The sequence below is a fragment of the Rhodococcus sp. NJ-530 genome (genome assembly GCF_003860625.1).
Taxonomy (GTDB): domain Bacteria; phylum Actinomycetota; class Actinomycetes; order Mycobacteriales; family Mycobacteriaceae; genus Rhodococcus_F; species Rhodococcus_F qingshengii.
The window spans coordinates 2,705,315-2,722,976 of sequence record NZ_CP034152.1; the positions used below are offsets into that span (position 1 = coordinate 2,705,315).

At 62.7% G+C, this 17,662-nt stretch carries 17 protein-coding genes and 1 pseudogene; 11 read left to right on the forward strand and 7 right to left on the reverse strand.

Annotated features, from left to right (window positions below):
• The 3 genes from EHW12_RS12805 to EHW12_RS12815 all read left to right on the forward strand — a co-directional run bounded on the left by EHW12_RS12805 (position 1) and on the right by EHW12_RS12815 (position 3,550).
• A complete protein-coding gene (locus tag EHW12_RS12805; RefSeq protein ID WP_125050901.1) occupies positions 1-1,497 on the forward strand; it encodes an MFS transporter in 1,497 nt (498 codons plus the stop codon).
• 80 nt (positions 1,498-1,577) lie between these two features.
• Positions 1,578-2,006 (forward strand): CBS domain-containing protein, encoded by a 429-nt coding sequence (locus EHW12_RS12810; RefSeq protein ID WP_007735005.1) that lies wholly within the window; start codon positions 1,578-1,580, stop codon positions 2,004-2,006.
• A gap of 35 nt (positions 2,007-2,041) precedes the next feature.
• On the forward strand, positions 2,042-3,550 hold the full coding sequence (locus tag EHW12_RS12815) for a protein adenylyltransferase SelO (protein WP_164490575.1): 1,509 nt from the start codon (positions 2,042-2,044) through the stop codon (positions 3,548-3,550).
• A 12-nt stretch (positions 3,551-3,562) separates the two neighbouring features.
• On the opposite strand, the gene yaaA is transcribed toward EHW12_RS12815, so the two are convergent.
• Positions 3,563-4,306, reverse strand: coding sequence for a peroxide stress protein YaaA (yaaA, locus tag EHW12_RS12820; RefSeq protein WP_007735009.1), 744 nt, complete (start codon positions 4,304-4,306; stop codon positions 3,563-3,565).
• A 55-nt stretch (positions 4,307-4,361) separates the two neighbouring features.
• On the opposite strand from yaaA, the gene EHW12_RS12825 reads away from it, so the two are divergent.
• The 5 genes and pseudogenes from EHW12_RS12825 (at position 4,362) to EHW12_RS12845 (ending at position 10,092) form a co-directional block, all read left to right on the forward strand.
• Positions 4,362-6,107, forward strand: a complete 1,746-nt coding sequence (locus EHW12_RS12825; RefSeq protein ID WP_054188575.1) for a proline--tRNA ligase — start codon at positions 4,362-4,364, stop codon at positions 6,105-6,107.
• 79 nt (positions 6,108-6,186) lie between these two features.
• Positions 6,187-6,858, forward strand: coding sequence for an O-methyltransferase (locus EHW12_RS12830; RefSeq protein WP_020969392.1), 672 nt, complete (start codon positions 6,187-6,189; stop codon positions 6,856-6,858).
• Positions 6,859-6,880: 22 nt separating this feature from the next.
• Entirely contained in the window at positions 6,881-7,540 is a 660-nt protein-coding gene (locus EHW12_RS12835) for a rhomboid-like protein (protein WP_021343988.1), read from the forward strand.
• Positions 7,541-7,598: 58 nt separating this feature from the next.
• A pseudogene (locus tag EHW12_RS12840) lies at positions 7,599-9,328 on the forward strand (acyl-CoA dehydrogenase).
• Positions 9,325-10,092: a ketosteroid isomerase family protein gene (locus EHW12_RS12845; protein ID WP_125050905.1), complete on the forward strand. Its 768-nt coding sequence runs from the start codon at positions 9,325-9,327 to the stop codon at positions 10,090-10,092. The pseudogene EHW12_RS12840 and the gene EHW12_RS12845 overlap by 4 nt, the downstream one beginning before the upstream one ends.
• 75 nt (positions 10,093-10,167) lie before the next feature.
• On the opposite strand, the gene EHW12_RS12850 is transcribed toward EHW12_RS12845, so the two are convergent.
• Complete coding sequence (locus EHW12_RS12850) at positions 10,168-10,593, reverse strand: pyridoxamine 5'-phosphate oxidase family protein (protein WP_003942732.1); 426 nt, start codon at positions 10,591-10,593, stop codon at positions 10,168-10,170.
• Positions 10,594-10,809: 216 nt separating this feature from the next.
• On the opposite strand from EHW12_RS12850, the gene EHW12_RS12855 reads away from it, so the two are divergent.
• Both EHW12_RS12855 and EHW12_RS12860 read left to right on the forward strand, forming a co-directional pair.
• Entirely contained in the window at positions 10,810-12,045 is a 1,236-nt protein-coding gene (locus EHW12_RS12855; protein WP_197487748.1) for an aromatic acid/H+ symport family MFS transporter, read from the forward strand.
• 91 nt (positions 12,046-12,136) lie between these two features.
• On the forward strand, positions 12,137-13,093 hold the full coding sequence (locus tag EHW12_RS12860) for a DMT family transporter (protein WP_007735024.1): 957 nt from the start codon (positions 12,137-12,139) through the stop codon (positions 13,091-13,093).
• On the opposite strand, the gene EHW12_RS12865 is transcribed toward EHW12_RS12860, so the two are convergent.
• The 3 genes from EHW12_RS12865 to EHW12_RS12875 form a co-directional block, all read right to left on the reverse strand.
• Positions 13,055-13,888, reverse strand: coding sequence for an SDR family NAD(P)-dependent oxidoreductase (locus tag EHW12_RS12865; RefSeq protein WP_003942723.1), 834 nt, complete (start codon positions 13,886-13,888; stop codon positions 13,055-13,057). The genes EHW12_RS12860 and EHW12_RS12865 overlap by 39 nt on opposite strands.
• Complete coding sequence (locus EHW12_RS12870; RefSeq protein WP_064112735.1) at positions 13,885-14,382, reverse strand: nuclear transport factor 2 family protein; 498 nt, start codon at positions 14,380-14,382, stop codon at positions 13,885-13,887. Before EHW12_RS12870 ends, EHW12_RS12865 begins: the two co-directional genes overlap by 4 nt.
• A gap of 93 nt (positions 14,383-14,475) precedes the next feature.
• Positions 14,476-15,111 (reverse strand): helix-turn-helix domain-containing protein, encoded by a 636-nt coding sequence (locus EHW12_RS12875; protein ID WP_003942694.1) that lies wholly within the window; start codon positions 15,109-15,111, stop codon positions 14,476-14,478.
• An 83-nt stretch (positions 15,112-15,194) separates the two neighbouring features.
• Between EHW12_RS12875 and EHW12_RS12880 the strand changes: the two genes are divergently transcribed.
• Complete coding sequence (locus EHW12_RS12880) at positions 15,195-16,619, forward strand: MFS transporter (RefSeq protein ID WP_125050907.1); 1,425 nt, start codon at positions 15,195-15,197, stop codon at positions 16,617-16,619.
• A gap of 51 nt (positions 16,620-16,670) precedes the next feature.
• Here EHW12_RS12880 and EHW12_RS12885 read toward each other — a convergent pair whose 3' ends face one another.
• Together EHW12_RS12885 and EHW12_RS12890 are read right to left on the reverse strand one after the other, a co-directional pair.
• Entirely contained in the window at positions 16,671-17,126 is a 456-nt protein-coding gene (locus tag EHW12_RS12885; RefSeq protein ID WP_125050909.1) for a ferritin-like domain-containing protein, read from the reverse strand.
• Positions 17,123-17,575: a hypothetical protein gene (locus EHW12_RS12890; protein WP_003942726.1), complete on the reverse strand. Its 453-nt coding sequence runs from the start codon at positions 17,573-17,575 to the stop codon at positions 17,123-17,125. Before EHW12_RS12890 ends, EHW12_RS12885 begins: the two co-directional genes overlap by 4 nt.
• Positions 17,576-17,662: the final 87 nt, after the last annotated feature.

The window sequence follows — 17,662 nt, forward strand, 5'->3', positions numbered from 1 at the left end:
GTGTCTGACTCCCCAACATCTGAAACCGCTTCGGCGAATGCCCCGGTAGCGACTCGAGTCATCGGGCTTGCCATCATCGTCCTGAGTGGTTTGCAGATGATGGTGGTGCTCGACGGTACTGTCGCGAACCTCGCTCTGGCGCCATTGCAGGCCGACCTCGGGCTGAGCGACAGCGGCCGCAACTGGGTGTTGACCTCCTACGCGCTGGCGTTTGGTGGGCTCATGCTCCTCGGTGGTCGGCTCGGCGACGCGTTCGGACGCAAGAAGATGTTCATCGCGGGAGTCTCGCTGTTCACGGTGGCGTCGTTGCTCTGTGGACTCGCCCTGAACGAGGGCATGTTGATCGCAGCGCGGGCGCTTCAAGGTGTCGGCGCAGCCGTGGCGTCGCCCACTGCCTTCGCCCTTGTTGCCACGACTTTCGCCGCGGGTCCGGCTCGTAATCAGGCCATCGCGATTTTTGCCGCCATGACGGGCGTCGGATCGATCGCCGGTCTGATCATCGGCGGCGCATTGACCGAGGTGTCGTGGCGTCTGATCTTCCTCATCAACGTCCCGATCGGCATCGCGCTCGTCGGCATGGCGTTCCGCGCCCTTCGCGAGACGAATCAGACGCGTCTGGCTTTGGATGTCCCCGGCGCGATCCTCGCGACCCTCGGTTGTACCGGTGTTGTTTTTGCTCTCACCGAAGGCCCGGAAATGGGATGGGGGAGCATCGCCGTCATCGGTGCATTGGCGGCCGGATTGGTCGCCCTCGCCGCCTTCCTCTTTGTCGAGCGAACTGCAGACAACCCGCTCTTGCCCTTCTCGTTGTTCGCCGATCGCAACCGTGTCGCGACGTTCCTCGCCATCTTCTTCGTCGGTGGCGCGATGTTCAGCATGACGGCCTTCGTCGCACTGTTCGTGCAGGACATCATGCAGTATTCGCCGTTGCGTGCCGGTATCGCGTTCATTCCGTTCGCGTTCGGATTGGGCGCCGCCGCGTCGGTTGCTTCCAAGCTCGCCGTGAAGGTTCAACCCCGCTGGCTGGTCCTCACCGGCGTCGTGATCATGATCGTCGGACTCCTCTACGGCTCTACTCTCGATTCCGACTCCGCCTACCTGGCCAACTTGTTCGTGCCCGTGATCGGGATCGGATTCGGTATCGGCCTCGCGATGGTGCCCTTGCCACTGTGCGCGATCGCCGGTGTCCCGGAGACCGAGATCGGCCCGCTGACCGCAATCTCCCAAGTTGCCCAGACGCTCGGTGGACCATTGGCGCTGTCGGTGATCGGTGCAATGGCGACGTCCAAGACGCTCTCGCTCGGCGGCACTTCGGGCAAGGCAGCGGACATGAATCCGGCGCAATTGATCGCACTCGGAGAGGGGTACACCTTCGCACTTGTGGGCTGCGCGGTCTGCGCCGTGTTCGCCGGTATCGCGGCGCTGTGCATCAGGTTCACACCTTCTCAGGTAGCCCAGGCTCAGGCTGCGGAGAAGGCAGCTCAGGGAATCGCCTGATCAGTCCTGTTTTTCCGCTTCGCTAGCCGATACGATCGTTGCAGGACGTGCCGAGAGTCTCGACGGATCGGGGTGCCGTGATGCGGATCGCGGACATATTGCGAAACAAGGGCAACAGCATCGTCACGATCGACGCCCACACGACGGTCAACGGGCTGCTGTGCGATCTTGCCCGCCACAACATCGGAGCCATGGTGGTGGTCGACGACGATGCGGTGGTCGGCATCATTTCCGAACGCGATGTCGTTCGACGCCTGCACGAGCGTGGCCCGGACCTTCTCGGGATCCAGGTTTCCGAGGTCATGACCGCTCTGATGTACACGTGCGTTCCGGCAGACGCAGTGGACAGCATTGCCGCGATCATGACCGAGCGTCGAATCCGGCATCTGCCGGTGATCGAGGACGGCAACCTCCTCGGCATCGTCAGTATCGGTGACGTGGTGAAGAGCCGCATCGACGAGCTCAAGAGCGAACGCGATCAGCTCGAGTCGTACATCGATCAGGGCTGATCGATAGGTTGTCGCACGGTGACTACTCTCGTGTGATGGCCGCATTCCAGGAATCCACAGCAGACACGGTCACCATCGTGGCCGGCCTCGAGAGCACGTTCGCCGACGAACTCGGCGCTCTGACGGTGCCGTGGCAAGGTGCTGCCGCCCCTGACCCGCAGTTGCTCGTGGTGAACGAGCAGCTGGCTGCGTCGTTGAGATTGGACGTAGCAGCGCTGCGAAGTGTGGACGGGATCGGCGTCCTGTCCGGGTCGACGGTGCCGGACGGGGCCACACCGGTGGCGATGGCGTATGCGGGTCATCAGTTCGGTGGGTATGCACCAATTCTCGGAGACGGTCGGGCGTTGTTACTCGGCGAACTCGTCAGCAGTGCCGGGCAGCGAGTGGACTTGCATCTGAAAGGCTCCGGGCGCACACCGTTCTCTCGGGGCGGCGACGGGTATGCGGTCGTAGGGCCGATGCTGCGCGAATATCTCGTCAGCGAGGCGATGAATGCCCTCGGTGTCCCCACTACGCGCGCGCTGTCGGTGGTGGCGACGGGCCGAGACGTTCGCCGCAACGGCGCAGAACCCGGTGCCGTGCTTGCACGGATCGCGTCGAGTCACCTACGCGTTGGGACCTTCGAGTTCGCGGCCAGGCAGGGCGAGGTCTTGCAGTCGCTCGCCGATTACGCGATCGCCCGGCACTATCCGGAGCTGACCGAAGTGCCGGCAGCGGGTGCACACAATCGGTACCTGAGGTTCCTCGAGGCGGTGGTCGAGGCGCAGGCGTCACTGGTGGCGCGGTGGATGCTCATCGGTTTTGTACATGGAGTGATGAACACCGACAACACGACAATTTCGGGGGAGACCATCGATTACGGTCCGTGCGCCTTCCTCGACGCATTCGATCCGGCGGCAGTGTTCAGCTCGATCGACCACGGGGGCCGCTATGCGTTCGGCAATCAGCCCGCTGTACTGAAGTGGAATCTGGCGCGCTTGGCAGAAACACTGTTGCCGCTGATCGATTCCGCACCCGACAATGCGATTTCCGCGGCGTCGGCAGTTCTCGAGACCTTCGACGAGCGCTACGAGGGACACTATGCGGCCGGTCTCGCGGCAAAGATCGGTCTGGCCCAGCCGTTTGTCGATCGGGCGCTCGTCGACGATCTGCTGACGTTGTTGGCGGAACACGGAGCTGATTGGACAGGCAGTTTCCGCGCACTCGCGGACGAATTGCGCGGAAATTCGGCGCCTCTCGACCAACTCGTGCCACGGGAGCACATCGCGCCCTGGTTGCAGCGGTGGCAGGGAGCCCTGACCGAAAACGGACACGGGGCCGCGGAGACCGCGAGCGCGATGGATCGCGTCAACCCGCTGTACATTCCGCGTAATCATCGGCTCGACGCTGCCCTGCGCGCCGCGACCGACGGCGACCTCGCTCCATTCGAGAAGCTGCTGGAGGTTGTCACGCATCCATTCGACCGACGCGACGAGTGGGCTGACTACACCGAGGCGGCTCCGCGGTCTTTCAGCGAGACGTTCCAAACCTTCTGCGGCACTTGACAGACGAAGCCATCAATCCGTCAGGATGATCAGTTCACGCTCCGACGCGATTTCCACCCGCAGGCCGGCCTTCGACGCCACCCGCGCGACACCCTTGATGTCGGTCGGTTCGGCGCGCGAGACCACCAGCGCACGGGCGAGCAGACCCTTGTGGTGCTTGTTGAAGTGACTGACCACCGTCCGGGTGCCGTCCGGCTTCTCGGTGAGGACCGTTGCGATCAAGGCGTCCGGAACAGGTCCGAGGTCTTGGTAGGTGCCGGATCGTAGATCGATGACAAGGCCGTCGGCTTCGGCCGCCAAGGCCTTCGGCAACTCCGGCTTCCACAGTGAGCGGAGCGTGCCCATCCCGGGCAGCTTGGACCCGCCGGAAAGGCGGTAGGCGGGGATCAGATCTCCCGCACGGACTGCACCGAACAGAGCGGAGCCGATCGCGATCCGATCGAGAGCCTTGGCCTTCTGGGCGCGGGTGAACGACTTTGCGTCGAGGGCGTCGAAGAGCACGCCGGTGTAGCGCTGCAGTGCGGGCCGCGTCGCGGACACCCACAGCTTGGCATTGCGCTCCACTTCGTCTGCTTGCGTCGGGCCGAGCCCGAGCGCTTCGCATGACGCCTCGACGTCAGCGGCCAGATCGACCAGCGTCTGAACCAGCAATTCGCGCGTTTCGGTCAACTGGGGCATCGACAGTTCGGCCAGATCGAGGGGCGCATCCTTGCCGCCGTCGGACTTGGTTTCTGAGGGAGGCAGCAGTACAAGCACGCTGTAACCGTACCGAGGCCCGCTCGGCCGACTGCGGCGACTATCCTTACACCTCGTGATTACCCGTCTGTCCCACCTGTTCCTGCGTACCCTGCGTGACGATCCCTCGGACGCCGAAGTTGCCAGCCACAAACTGCTGGTTCGTGCCGGCTACGTGCGTCGTATCGCTCCAGGCGTCTACTCGTGGTTGCCGCTGGGATTGCGGGTGCTGCGCGAGGTAGAGCGTGTCGTCCGTGAAGAAATGAATGCAATTGGCGGACAGGAAATCCTGCTGCCTGCGCTGCTCCCGCGCGATCCCTACGAAGCGTCGAACCGCTGGACCGAGTACGGCCCCAACCTGTTCCGCCTCAAGGACCGCAAGGGCAACGACTACATGCTCGGCCCGACCCACGAGGAGCTCTTTGCTCTGACGGTCAAGGGTGAGTACAACTCCTACAAGGACTTCCCGGTCACCCTGTACCAGGTGCAGACCAAGTACCGCGACGAAGAGCGTCCGCGTGCCGGCATTCTGCGCGGCCGCGAGTTCTTGATGAAGGATTCCTACTCCTTCGACCTGACCGACGAAGGCCTGACGGAGTCGTACCAGGCGCATCGCGGCGCCTACGAGAAGATCTTCACGCGTCTGGGCGTCAAGTACGTCATCGTCTCGGCCACCTCCGGTGCGATGGGCGGCAGCGCGTCCGAGGAGTTCCTTGCCGAGAGCGAGATCGGCGAAGACACCTACGTCCGCTGCCTCGAATCCGGCTACGCCGCCAACGTCGAGGCCGTCAAGACTGTTGTTCCCGATTCGATTCCGTTCGACGGGCTGCCCGAAGCCAAGGTGTACGACACCGCGAACACACCCACCATCGACACCCTGGTGGACTGGGCGAACGGCGCTGATCTCGGCCGTACCGTCACCGCCGCCGACACACTCAAGAACATCATGGTCAAGACCCGCCTGCCCGGCGGCGAGTGGGAACTGCTCGGTATCGGCATCCCCGGCGACCGTGAGGTCGACGAAAAGCGCCTCGAAGCTTCGCTCGAGCCGGCCGAGTTCGTGATGATCACCGAGACCGACTTCAAGAACAACCCGTTCCTGGCCAAGGGTTACATCGGCCCGAAGGCTCTGCAGGCCAACGGCGTTCGCTACCTTGTCGATCCGCGCGTCGTCGACGGCACCAGCTGGATTACCGGCGCCGACGAAGACGGCAAGCACGTGGTCGGCCTCGTTGCCGGTCGCGACTTCACCCCTGACGGAACCATCGAAGCCGCCGAGGTTCGTGACGGCGACGCCTCTCCCGATGGAGCCGGCACGCTGGTCTCGGCTCGCGGTATCGAGATCGGGCACGTCTTCCAGCTCGGCCGCAAGTACACCGACGTCTTCACCGTCGACGTCCTCGCCGAGAACGGCAAGCCCGTCCGCCCGACCATGGGTTCGTACGGCGTCGGCGTCTCGCGTCTGGTGGCCGTCATTGCCGAGCAGCATCACGACGAAAAGGGCCTGCGCTGGCCTGCCGAGGTTTCACCGGCCGACGTCTACCTCGTCATCGCGAATAAGGACGAGACCGCGCGCGAAGGCGCCGAAGGCCTCGCCGCGCAACTCGACCGTGCCGGACTCGAAGTAATCCTCGACGACCGCAAGGCATCGCCGGGCGTGAAGTTCAAGGACTCCGAGCTGATCGGCGTTCCGCTGATCGTTGTCGTCGGCCGTGGTTGGGCCGACGGCAAGGTCGAAATTCGCGACCGCTTCACTGGCGAGAGCCGTGAGATCGACGCCGACTCGGCGATCGAGGAGATCATCAGCGCAGTTCGCGGCTGATTCGAATAGTCGTCTGGGCCGCCGCAGCCACCTTCCGAGGTGTCTGCGGCGGCCCTTCTTTTCTGCCACAATCGTGGCTATGGAACGCGAACCGGATTGGGCAGAAGTCGACGGTTACCTTGTCTCCACGTTGGTAGGTGAAGATCCGGTTCTCGACGCGGCACTCGCCGCCAACTCCGAGGCCGGTCTCCCGCCCATCGACGTGGCGCCGAACCAGGGCAAGCTCCTCAATCTTCTGGCGCGAATGTGCCTGGCGCGCAATGTTCTCGAGATCGGAACGCTCGGCGGATACAGCACGATCTGGCTCGCTCGCGCGGTCGGCCCCTCGGGCCAGGTCATCACGCTGGAATTCGATCCCACCCATGCGGATGTCGCTCGGGCGAATATCGAGCGCGCCGGCTTGGCTGACCGTGTCGACGTCCGCGTCGGGGCGGCGCTCGACAGCCTCCCGTCGATCGCGAAGGAAGAGTTGGGACCTTTCGACTTGGTCTTCATCGACGCCGACAAGGAGAACAACACCGAGTACGTGCGGTGGGCGTTGGCCCTTTCGCATCCCGGAACCGTCATCATCGTGGACAACGTGGTGCGTGGGGGACACGTGTCCAACCCGGATATCGACGACGAGCGCGTCAAAGCGAGTCGAGCGGTGTTGGAGATGATCGCGGCCGAGCCGAAACTCGACGGCACCGCCATTCAAACCGTGGGTTCGAAGGGATGGGACGGGTTTGCCGTTGCAGTAGTGAACGAGTGAGCGCAGACTCGAAGCGGTGAGGATGCTGGGGGCAGCAAAGGCGGCATGGCGATGGGTGCGCAGTGCTCCCGGTACCTACGTCTGGTTGCTGGCCCTGCTGTTCACCACGCTCTTCCTTCGGCATCTGCCCGACAATGTCGAGGAGCGTTTTCTCGGCAAGCGCTCGACCAATCTGCATCACCTGGCCGAAGACCCGCTGCGAGTCCTGTTCTCGAGTGCCTTCTGGCTCGAAGGTGGCGGTTGGTTGGGATACCTGGTTCTCTTCACCATCTTTCATGCAACGGCTGAGCGTTGGCTCGGGACGTGGCGGTGGCTGTGTGTTGTCGTCATCGCCCACGTCGGAGCCACGTACATCAGCGAAGGTGTTCTGTACGAAGGTATTCGGCACGGATACGTGGCGGAGTCGGCGGTCAACACTCTCGACGTGGGTGTGAGCTACGGTCTGGCCGGCATCATGGGGATTCTGGTGTACCGCATCGTCGATCCGTGGCGATACGTCTATCTCGCGGGGCTGTTGCTCTTCTACGGTGTACCTCTGATTTTCGCCACCAATTTCACCGCCATCGGCCACATGTCTGCGTTGTTGCTCGGGTTGGCGTGCTACCCGATCACGCGTGCTCGGGCGGGCACGTGGAATCCGATGGACCTGTGGCATTCGCGAAGAATCGCAGGTCTTCCATGAATCGCACCGCGGAAAGTTACCCGCTGGTAGTTTAGCGTCATCGACGAAAGGTAATGACGTGTCTGGCACCGATGGATTGCTCTTCAACCCCCATACTTACGACCCCGCTCAGTTCGATCCGGAGACCCGCCGTTTGCTGCGAGCCACCATCGAATGGTTCGAGAGCCGCGGTAAGAAGCAACTGCTTCAGGACGACCTCGACGCCGTGTGGGTCTCCGACTTTCTCGAATTCGTCGGCAAGGAGAAGTTGTTCGCGACGTTCCAGACTCCGGCGGCATTCGCCGACGGTGACGAGAACCGTCGTTGGGACGGTGCCCGCAACGCGGCCTTGAGTGAGATCTTCGGTTTTTACGGACTCGCTTACTGGTACGCCTGGCAGGTCACGATCCTCGGACTCGGACCGATCTGGATGAGTGACAACGACGCTGCGAAGAAGCGTGCAGCGCAGGAACTTGCCGACGGTGGTGTCATGGCGTTCGGGCTGTCCGAGCGCGACCACGGCGCCGACGTGTACTCCACCGACATGCTCCTCACTCCCACCGACGGCGACGTCGCCTTCCGCGCGAGCGGCGAGAAGTACTACATCGGAAACGGCAACGTAGCCGGAATGGTGTCTGTGTTCGGGCGTCGTACCGACGTCGAGGGCCCGAAGGCTACGTGTTCTTTGTCGCCGACAGTGCACATCCGAACTATCAGCTCGTGGACAACGTCCTGCGCGGGCAGATGTATGTCAGCAATTTCCGCCTCGACGATTACCCGGTGCGCGAGGAAGACATTCTGCACACCGGCGTCGCCGCATTCGAGGCCGCGCTCAACACGGTCAACGTCGGAAAGTTCAACCTCTGCACCGGCTCCATCGGCATCACCGAGCATGCGTTCTTCGAGGCAATCACTCACGCGCAGAATCGAATTCTGTACGGCAATCCCGTCACGGATTTTGCCCACGTTCGCGCCGCCTTCGTCGACGCGTACTCACGTCTGATCGCGATGAAGCAGTTCAGTGCGCGGGCGGTCGACTACTTCCGCAGCGCCAGCCTCGAGGACCGTCGCTACCTGCTGTTCAATCCCATGACCAAGGCCAAGGTCACCTCCGAAGGTGAGAAGGTGGTCGGGTTGCTGCACGATGTGATCGCAGCCAAGGGATACGAGAAGTCAACGTACTTCCGCGAGGCGGCGCAGATGATCGGCACGCTGCCCAAGCTCGAGGGCACCGTCCACGTCAACGTCGGCCTGATTCTCAAGTTCTTGCCGAACTATCTGTTCAACTCGGCGCAGTTCCCGGAGATCGTCACGCGCGACGACGCCGCCGACGACGAGTTCTTCTGGAACCAGGGGCCTACCCGCGGCGCTGCGAAGATTCAGTTCCACGAGTGGAAGCCCGTCTACGAGAAGCACTCTTCGATTCCGAACGTCGCCCGTTTTTACGAGCAGGCGATCGCGCTCACCGAATTGCTCACTGCTGCAGCGCCGGACGCGCAGCAGCAGAAGGATCTCGATTTCATGCTCAACGTCGGGCACCTGTTCTCTCTCGTCGTCTACGGTCATCTGATTCTCGAACAGGCCGAGATCAGCGGGCTCGACGCCGACGTTGTCGATCAGATCTTCGACTTCCAGATTCGTGACTTCTCGGGATACGCGATCGCGCTGCACGGAAAGCCGTCGTCGACACCCGAGCAGCAGAAGTGGGCCCTGGCCGCGGTGCGGAAGCCTGTTGTCGACAGTGAACGCTTCGACCGGGTGTGGCAGCAGGTCAAGGCGTACGACGGTGCATACGAGATGCGCGCATGACCGCGCCGGTGACGCGCGAGCAGTTGATGGCCGTCGTGGAGGGATCCCCGAAAGCCGTCGGCGCGCATGACCGCTCGACCTGGGTGGCCCTGTTTGCCGGCGACGGACAGGTCAACGACCCTGTAGGTTCACGTCCGCACAACGGTCAGGCGGCGATCGAGAGTTTCTACGACACGTTCATCGCCCCCAATTCGATCACCTTCCATGTCGAGCGCGACATCGTGTGCGGCCGGACGGTGTGGCGCGATCTGAGCCTCGCTACCGAGATGTCGACCGGAGTCGTTCTCGACGTTCCGATGCACTTGCGCTACGACTTGGTGGGGGAGCCCGATTCCTTGCGGATCGGAACCCTCTACGCGCATTGGGAATTGGCGACGATGTTGAGCCAGCTCGCGACTGCTGGTGTGGCGGGGGTGAAGGCGGCCGCGAAGTTGACGCCGCAGTTGCTCTCGAACCAGGGGATCGGCGGGGCGCTCGGGTTCTCGCGCGGCATCTTCGGCGTCGGAGACAAAGGCAAGAAGGCAGCGTCGCGGTTCCTCGATGCGGCCGCTGTCGGCCGAACGCCGCCGGTACCCGTCGAGCTTCCGGCGGGGACGCAGTTGTCCAACGCTCTGCTCACCGGCGTGACGAAGAGCAAGATGCTGGTTGCCGGTCGCACCGTGACGGCGAGCGTCATCGTGTGCGGGGAACCGGCCATCGCATTGTTCGGCTTCGAGGCGAGCGGTCATCGACTCAATCGGGTGCGTTTCTTCACCGAGAGCTGACATAGAGCCCTCCACATGCAGGTCAGGCTCGGCGCGCCACTCCGGCGCGCCGAGCCTTCGCTTTTCTGAGAATTGTCAGATCGCCCCGAGATCCGCAGACAGCCAGTGCTGCGGATTCATGTAGATCGCTACCTGTTCGCCCAACTGCGATCGCGCGAATTCGAGATACCCGTCGACCTTGTCCGGAGCCAGGTAACGCCGCGAGACTTCGACCAGCATCTCGTCGGTGCCCGGAACGATCTTGTCGACGGATCCGCTGACGCTGACGTAACGGATTGTCGGATCGAGCCTTTCGGCCATCAACGAGAAATGCCCGGCCGACTCGATGAGTCGTGCCTTTCGCGAATCCTTGCCCGTGAGGATCCATGGTTTGCCACCGGGTGAGTACAGGTACCAGATCGGGACGGTCAACGGACCGCGCTCGGTGCCGTCCGCCACGGACAGCGCCCCGATGTGGGGTTCGGCCAGGAACTGTTCACGCTCATTTTCGGAGAGTGCCATTCCTCGAGATTACCGCGACGTTTGACATGGCGTTGTGACTCCGTACACAATCGATGTGCTCATTATGAACAGGCGTTCGCAATGCGAACACGTTTCGATCCGAACTACTGGATCCCAACCGGTCGCGAACGCCCACAAGCAGTGAATGTCGAGGATCCGATGACCGCACATACGCAGTCGAGTTCAATCACCGGTTCGCCTGGGGCGCGTGCCGCAATGTGGGTAGCACCGTTGTGTTGGATCGCTGTGCTTCTGGACGGATTCGACCTGGTCGTACTCGGCGCGGTCATTCCTTCGCTTCTCGACTACGACGCGTGGGGTTTGAGTACCGGCACGATTACGATGATCTCGACCTTCGGGCTCATCGGCATGACCATCGGCGCCCTCGTCATCGGCACTCTCACTGACGTCATCGGTCGACGCCGCGCGCTGCTGTACGCCGTTGCCGCATTCTCGATTCTGACTTTGTTGTGCGCAATTGCGCCCAATCCGTTCATCTTCGGGCTGCTGCGCTTCCTTGCCGGTGTGGGGCTGGGTGGCGCCCTACCGACGGCATTGGCTCTGGTCAACGAATTCTCGAAGAAACAAGGCGGTGGATCTGCGTCGACCATGCTGATGACCGGCTACCACGTCGGCGCCGTTGCCACCGCAGCGCTGGCGCTCGTCGTGATCGAACCTTTCGGTTGGCGAGCGATGTTCGTTGTGGGCGCACTTCCTGCCGTCGCCCTGATTCCACTCATGTTGCGGTATCTGCCGGAATCCCCGTCGTACCTTCTCGCTCACGGAAAGCGTGCCGAAGCCGAGGAAATCGCTGCCCGTTACGGAGTCGAACTCGAGATTGCGCCCACGTCCGAAGTTGAGCGCGCCGAAGCCGCCAATCCCGTTCGCGCACTGTTCTCTTCGAAGTTCTTGCGCAACAGCATCGCCATCTGGATCACCAGTTTCATGGGCTTGCTGCTCGTCTACGGATTGAACACATGGCTTCCGACGATCATGCGTGAGGCCGGTTACAACCTCGGGGCGTCGTTGACGTTCCTTCTGATCCTCAATGCCGGCGCCGTCGTCGGGCTGTTGATCGCCGGGGGCGTCGCGAACAAGATCGGCCCGCGGACTGCAGCCATCGTGTGGTTCGCCGGAGCTGCACTGTTCCTGGCGCTTCTGAGTGTGAAGGTGTCGTTCGGAATCTACGTGATGGTCTTCCTCGCCGGATGCTTCGTATTCAGCGCGCAGGTACTGGTCTACGCCTTCACGAGCGCGAATCACCCACCTCAGATTCGCGCGACCGCGCTCGGATGGTCGGCAGGTGTCGGCCGGGTCGGTGCGATCTGTGGCCCGATCCTGGGCGGAGTCCTCCTGGGTGCGGGTTACGCCGTGCCGTGGGGCTTCTACGCTTTCGCGCTCGTCGGACTGCTCGGAGCAATTTCGATCTCCTGCACACGGGTGCGCACCTGAAATACCAGTTTCGCTGGTTGGCGTGCTACTGCTATCGTAAAACATGAGTATGAAGAGTAGCGCTATCGTCGCGCCGCAGGAACCGCTACCGATGCCATCGTCTCGATCCGGTTTGTGGTGGGGCTTGCTCGGTGTGCTGGCGTTCTCGTTCACCGTTCCGCTCACGAGGGTCGCCGTCGCGGATCTCGACCCCCTGTTCGTCGGTGCGGGCCGCGCCGTCGTTGCCGGGGCCCTTGCGATTGTGATGCTGTCGGTTACTCGCGCGACGCTTCCGACGCTTCGGCAGTGGTTGCGCATCGCACTCGTGACTGTTGGTGCGGTACTGGGGTTTTCACTGTTCACCACGTTTGCGTTGCAGACATCGCCGGCGAGTCACGCGGCAGTCGTGATCGGGCTACTTCCCGCTGCGACCGCGGTATTTGCGGTCGTCCGAGGAAAAGAGCGTCCCAGTAAGGGATTCTGGTGGGCAAGCGCCGCCGGCGCGGTATCGGTCGTAGGGTTCGTGGCGATTGCAAACGGCGGACTCGGCTCGTTTCATCTCGCTGATCTTCTTCTGTTCGCCGCGGTGGTGTGTGCAGCGCTGGCATATTCGGAAGGTGCGTTGCTGGCCCGCGAGATCGGGTCGTGGCAGACGATTGCCTGGGCATTGATTCTCGGACTGCCGGTCACGATTGCGTTGACGGTGGCGTCCATGGCCCAGGCTCCGGTCTCTGCCGATGTGAATTCGTGGCTTTCGTTTGCCTACCTGGGATGCGTGAGTATGTTTCTCGGGTTCTTTCCTTGGTACCGGGGTCTGGCGATCGGTCCCATTTCCACTGTGAGCCAAACACAGTTGGTTCAACCGGTGCTCAGCATTGCCTGGTCGGCGCTGATACTCGGTGAGACGTTGTCACCCTCGATCGTGGCCGGCGGTGTCGTCGTCATCGGGTGTGCCTGGCTTGCCCTGAAGGCGCGAGTGGCAGCGCCGCGTGCTGTGCCGGCACGCGACGCGACCACTGCTACTGATGAATCAGAAAAGCGGGCCGCCACCGAAGGCACTGCGGTGTGACGCCGGTTGTTTCCCGTTGGCGTCGGTGATTCCGTACTCGACGGCCGTCTCGGCGGTGATCAGTGTGTGACCGCTGCGCGCGTTCACTTCTGGATCGTTGGCCAATGCAGTGATGACTTGGCCGACGAATTCCGGGGTTTCGGCCTCGGCCAGTGAGAAGCCTTCGAAGCTCTCGATCCCACTCGCCTCCATCCGCTCGTTGCGGATCAACCCGAGCCAGAAGGAAAGTGCGGTGACGCCGGTCCCCTTCAATTCGACAGCCATGTCCGCGGCCATCTTGTCCAAACCTGCCTTCGACATCCCGTACAGCACAGAGTGCAGGTACCCGCGGGTGCCGAACGACGAGATGTTGCCGATCACTCCACTGCCCCGGGGAACCATCAACTTCGCCGCTTCCACCGAAGCAACGTAGTGGGCGCGCAGTCCGATTCCGATCAGCGAATCCCAATCGTCGATCGGCCTCTTCCAGAACGGATCGGCGAAGCCTGCATAACCCGCCGGGTTTGCCCAGACGTTGTTGACCAGAAGATCGAGGCGGCCTGACTGTTCCTCGGCGATGCGTGCAAACAGGTCGACGATCTGTTGATCGTCGGCGTGATCGCACTGCACGGCAATGCCGTGACCACCGCGCTCGGTGATCTCGGCTGCGGTGCGATCGAGTGGGCCGTCGTCGCCGACGGTTCCTCGGGCCGTCACGTACACCGTCCATCCGTCGCTTCCCAGCGCGAGGGCAATGCCCTTGCCGACGCTCCGGCTGGCACCGGTTACGAGCGCAACTTTTCCGTTCGTCGTCATCGCGGCCCACCCAACGAACCCTCGGCGATGTCAGCGTCCGGCGACAGGGGAGTGGTGATCGACCACGTCTCCGTGAAATGGCATTGACTCATTTTCCACATACCGTCCTCGATCACGTACTTGTCGTCGTATTCGCCGGTCATCAACTTCTCGGTGCGCCCGACGATGTCGATCTGGCGGAACTGCAGAGCCCATCGCCCCACCGCCGACGTCTCCGAGGTCAGTGTGATGTCGGGATGCAATCCGTGATGCATGTCGAGGACCGCGTACCGGCCGTCGACCTTGCGAAGAGCGATCTTCTCGAAGATGTCCGCCATCGGCCCCGCGTCGTCGAAGGCGCCGAGGCGGCCGTAGTCGATCGACGCTCCGGAACGGATGAAGCTGTTGCGGAACCCAACTGGATCCTTGGCATCACATGCTCGCCAGTAGCCGTGCTTGAGCTTCTTGATTTCCTCGATCTGTTCGAGCGCGTCGAGGCGTTGTGCGAGATCCAACGTCGGTCCTTTTCGTCTGGGTTTCCCGGAGACATGTCGGATCGACTGTAGGGTGTCCTCAGTCACATGTGTGTAGTTTTTCCCAGTGACCGGTCAGGAATCGGTGTCGGTTTCGCTCGAGGATTCGTCGCCGGTGAGCGTGATCGCAGTCGAGTCGCTGAAGACGCTGCCCCAGAGCTCGCCGAGGGCTGGATCTTCTTCGGCGTGTTCGGGCGCCATCATTGCGAGCAGATTGTTGATCAGCATCCCGTTCGCGATGAACAAACGCGCTTGCTCGGGTGTGCAACCGGTGCGCTCGCGCAGCAAGGTGTAGATGCCGGACATGGCGTTCCGGGAGACGGCGGCGACATCATCGGTGCTGGTGGCGAAGCCGTGCAACATGACAAGCAGTAGATCTCGGTCGAGAACCAGCTCGCCGTAGGCGGATCCGAGTTCGGCCCAGAACTGCGGATTGCTCGGATCGATCGTGACCGTATCCAATTTGTCGTTGAAGGTGCGGACGATTTCGTCGAGCGCGCGCGTGAACACTGCGTGGAACAAATCTGCCTTGGTTCCGAACATGCGCACGACGTAGGGCTGCGAGACACCGGCTTCCTTGGCGACGGCGTCCGTACTGGTCCCCGAGTATCCACCCTTTGCGAATGCTCGCGTTGCCGCGGCAAGGACCAACGCGCGACGTTCCGGTGCGCTCATCCTGCGGGTACGTGGTTCAGCTGCACCGATCGACATGTTGACACGTTATCACCGGATAGCTTAGTTTCGACCTAAGTAATCATTCGATGCCTTAAGGCACCTTCACTCGAGGAATCACGATGACCGTTTTGACGAAGTCCGGATCGGACGCCGCATCCGGGTCGGAAAGCAGTGGAGGACGTAAGGTTCCGATCGCGATAGCGATGGTTGCTGCCTCTCTGCCCATGTTCATGGCCACCCTCGACAACCTCGTGATGACGAGCGCGCTGCCGGTGATCGAGAAGGAGCTGAATGCGTCCGTCGGGCAACTTCAGTGGTTCATGAATGCGTACACGCTCTGCTTTGCGACGCTGATGCTTTCGGCGACGACGCTCGGCGATCGGTGGGGGCGCCGCAAGATGTTCGTGTTCGGGATCGGGCTGTTCACGGCGGCGTCGATTGCTTCGGCGTTGTCGACGACACCAAGCCTGCTCATCGCGGCCCGAGCCTTTCAGGGCGCCGGCGCTGCCGCGATCATGCCGCTCTCACTCACTCTCCTCGTGGCAGCGGTACCGGAAGCCAAGCGTGCCATGGCAATCGGCGTGTGGGGTGGCGTCTCCGGCCTGGGGATCGCGATGGGTCCCGTGGTCGGTGGAGCGGTAGTCGACGGGTTCTCGTGGCAGGGGATCTTCTGGATCAACGTGCCGGTTGCGATCGTCGCTGTTCCTCTCGCGTTGTATGCGTTGCGTGAATCGACCGGTCGCACACAGCCTCTCGACCTTCCCAGTGTCGCACTCGCCGGACTCGGTGTGTTCCTGGCGGTGTGGGGGATCGTTCACGGCAACGACGACGGCTGGGGATCGCTTGGAGTAGTTGCGTCGTTGGTCGGTTCCGCAGTCGCGTTGGCACTGTTCGTGCTTCGCGAGATGAAGACCTCGCATCCGGTCATGCCCCTACGTCTGTTCCGCTCACGCAGCTTCTCGATGGCGAACGTCATCGGCTTGACCTTCTCGATCGGAATCTTCGGGGCGGTGTTCCTGCTCTCGCAGTACCTCCAGATCGTGATGGGCTACAGCCCGTTCCAAGCAGGCCTGCGGACGCTTCCGTGGACGGCAGCGCCGATGATCTTCGCGCCTCTCGCCGGTTTTCTGGCGCCGAAGGTCGGGCTCCGTTCGCTTCTGCTGACCGGTCTGTTGCTCCAGGCCGGAGCATTGTTCTGGTTGGCAGCGTTGATCGGTCCCGACGTGACGTACGGGTCGCTGGTTCCGGCTCTACTGATGGCGGGAATCGGTATGGGCCTGACCTTCGCGCCGAGCTCGACGGCGGTACTCGTCGACATGGACGAGCCTGATCACGGAACGGCCAGTTCGACCAACTCGACGCTTCGTGAGATCGGTGTTGCACTGGGAATCGCGGTTCTCACTGCAGTTTTCCTTGCCGCCGGCGGTGCCCTCACGCCCCTCGGTTACGGAGATGCGCTGACACCTGCACTGCGCGTCGGCGGTTGCTTCGTGTTGGTGGCCGTGGTCGCGGCGTGGTTCGTGCCCTCGCATCGCAAGAGCTGAGCCGCTGTGCGCCTTTATTAACCGCCGGGGGTTAATAAAGGCGCACAGCAGTTACGAAGCCGGGTCCCCTGGGAACGCTGAGGTGGCCGGAGCGGTTCCCAGCGCGGACCGCCATCCGGCGCCGCGGATTGCCGCATCGGTCAGGCCGTCGATTCCGAACGTGCGGAGTTGGTCGGTATCGACCTGTTCGACGAATGCCCGGTAGGTCACGGCGGTGTCGGATTCGATCTGTGCTGCCAGCTGTGCCGCGGAAACTGCGTCCGTCACCGGAAACGGGATCTCGTAGGCTGCCGCGGCTGTCGGCGGGGTCACGCCCGCGTCGGTCGACAGGGCAACCAGCGCATCACGTCGTGCGCGGTGCGCTGCTGTGTGCGTGGCAACCTCGTTGACACGGGCAGGATTCGAAAACGCGGCAACCACTCCGTAAGCGAAGATCGCGGCATTCTCTGATTCGATTGCGGTCAGCAAGGCAGAACTCTCGGATCGACGGGTGTGCGAAGTGATCACGGAAGCAACACCGCAACCTGAGTCGAGCACGACGCGCTGATCGAACCGAGCAGGCCCGCGCGATAGCCGGACATCGTCCGAGCGAGATCCGCGGCACTGCGCGCCGAATCGGCCAGCGAGGTACTCAAGGTTTCGACGCCCGTAGGAGCGTTTGCGACCGAGGTCGACGGGGGCGCTGTGGTCGTAGCGGCGCCGCTGCCCGCTGCTCGCGCAATCTCGGCGTCGAGTTCGAGTGCATGCGCTGTGCGTTCGGCGCTGATCGTGGTCAGTGATGCCGACTTGTCCGGCGCAAGAGCGATGGCGGCGGTTGCGGCTGCCGCGTCGGAGCGGGCTCGATCGGCCTGGGCCGTCAGCTGGTCGACTTCTGCAGCCGCCTCCGCTGTGCCGTTGTCGGTGCAGGCGGACAACGAGAAGGCTGCAGCGCCCAACGCTGCTGCAGTTCCCGTCATCTTGAGCGCACTCCGCCGGGAGAGTGGGGTAGTAGTCATGGGCGTCAGCACAAGTCCATCGTGCCAGGTGGTCGGCCGATCGTTCGA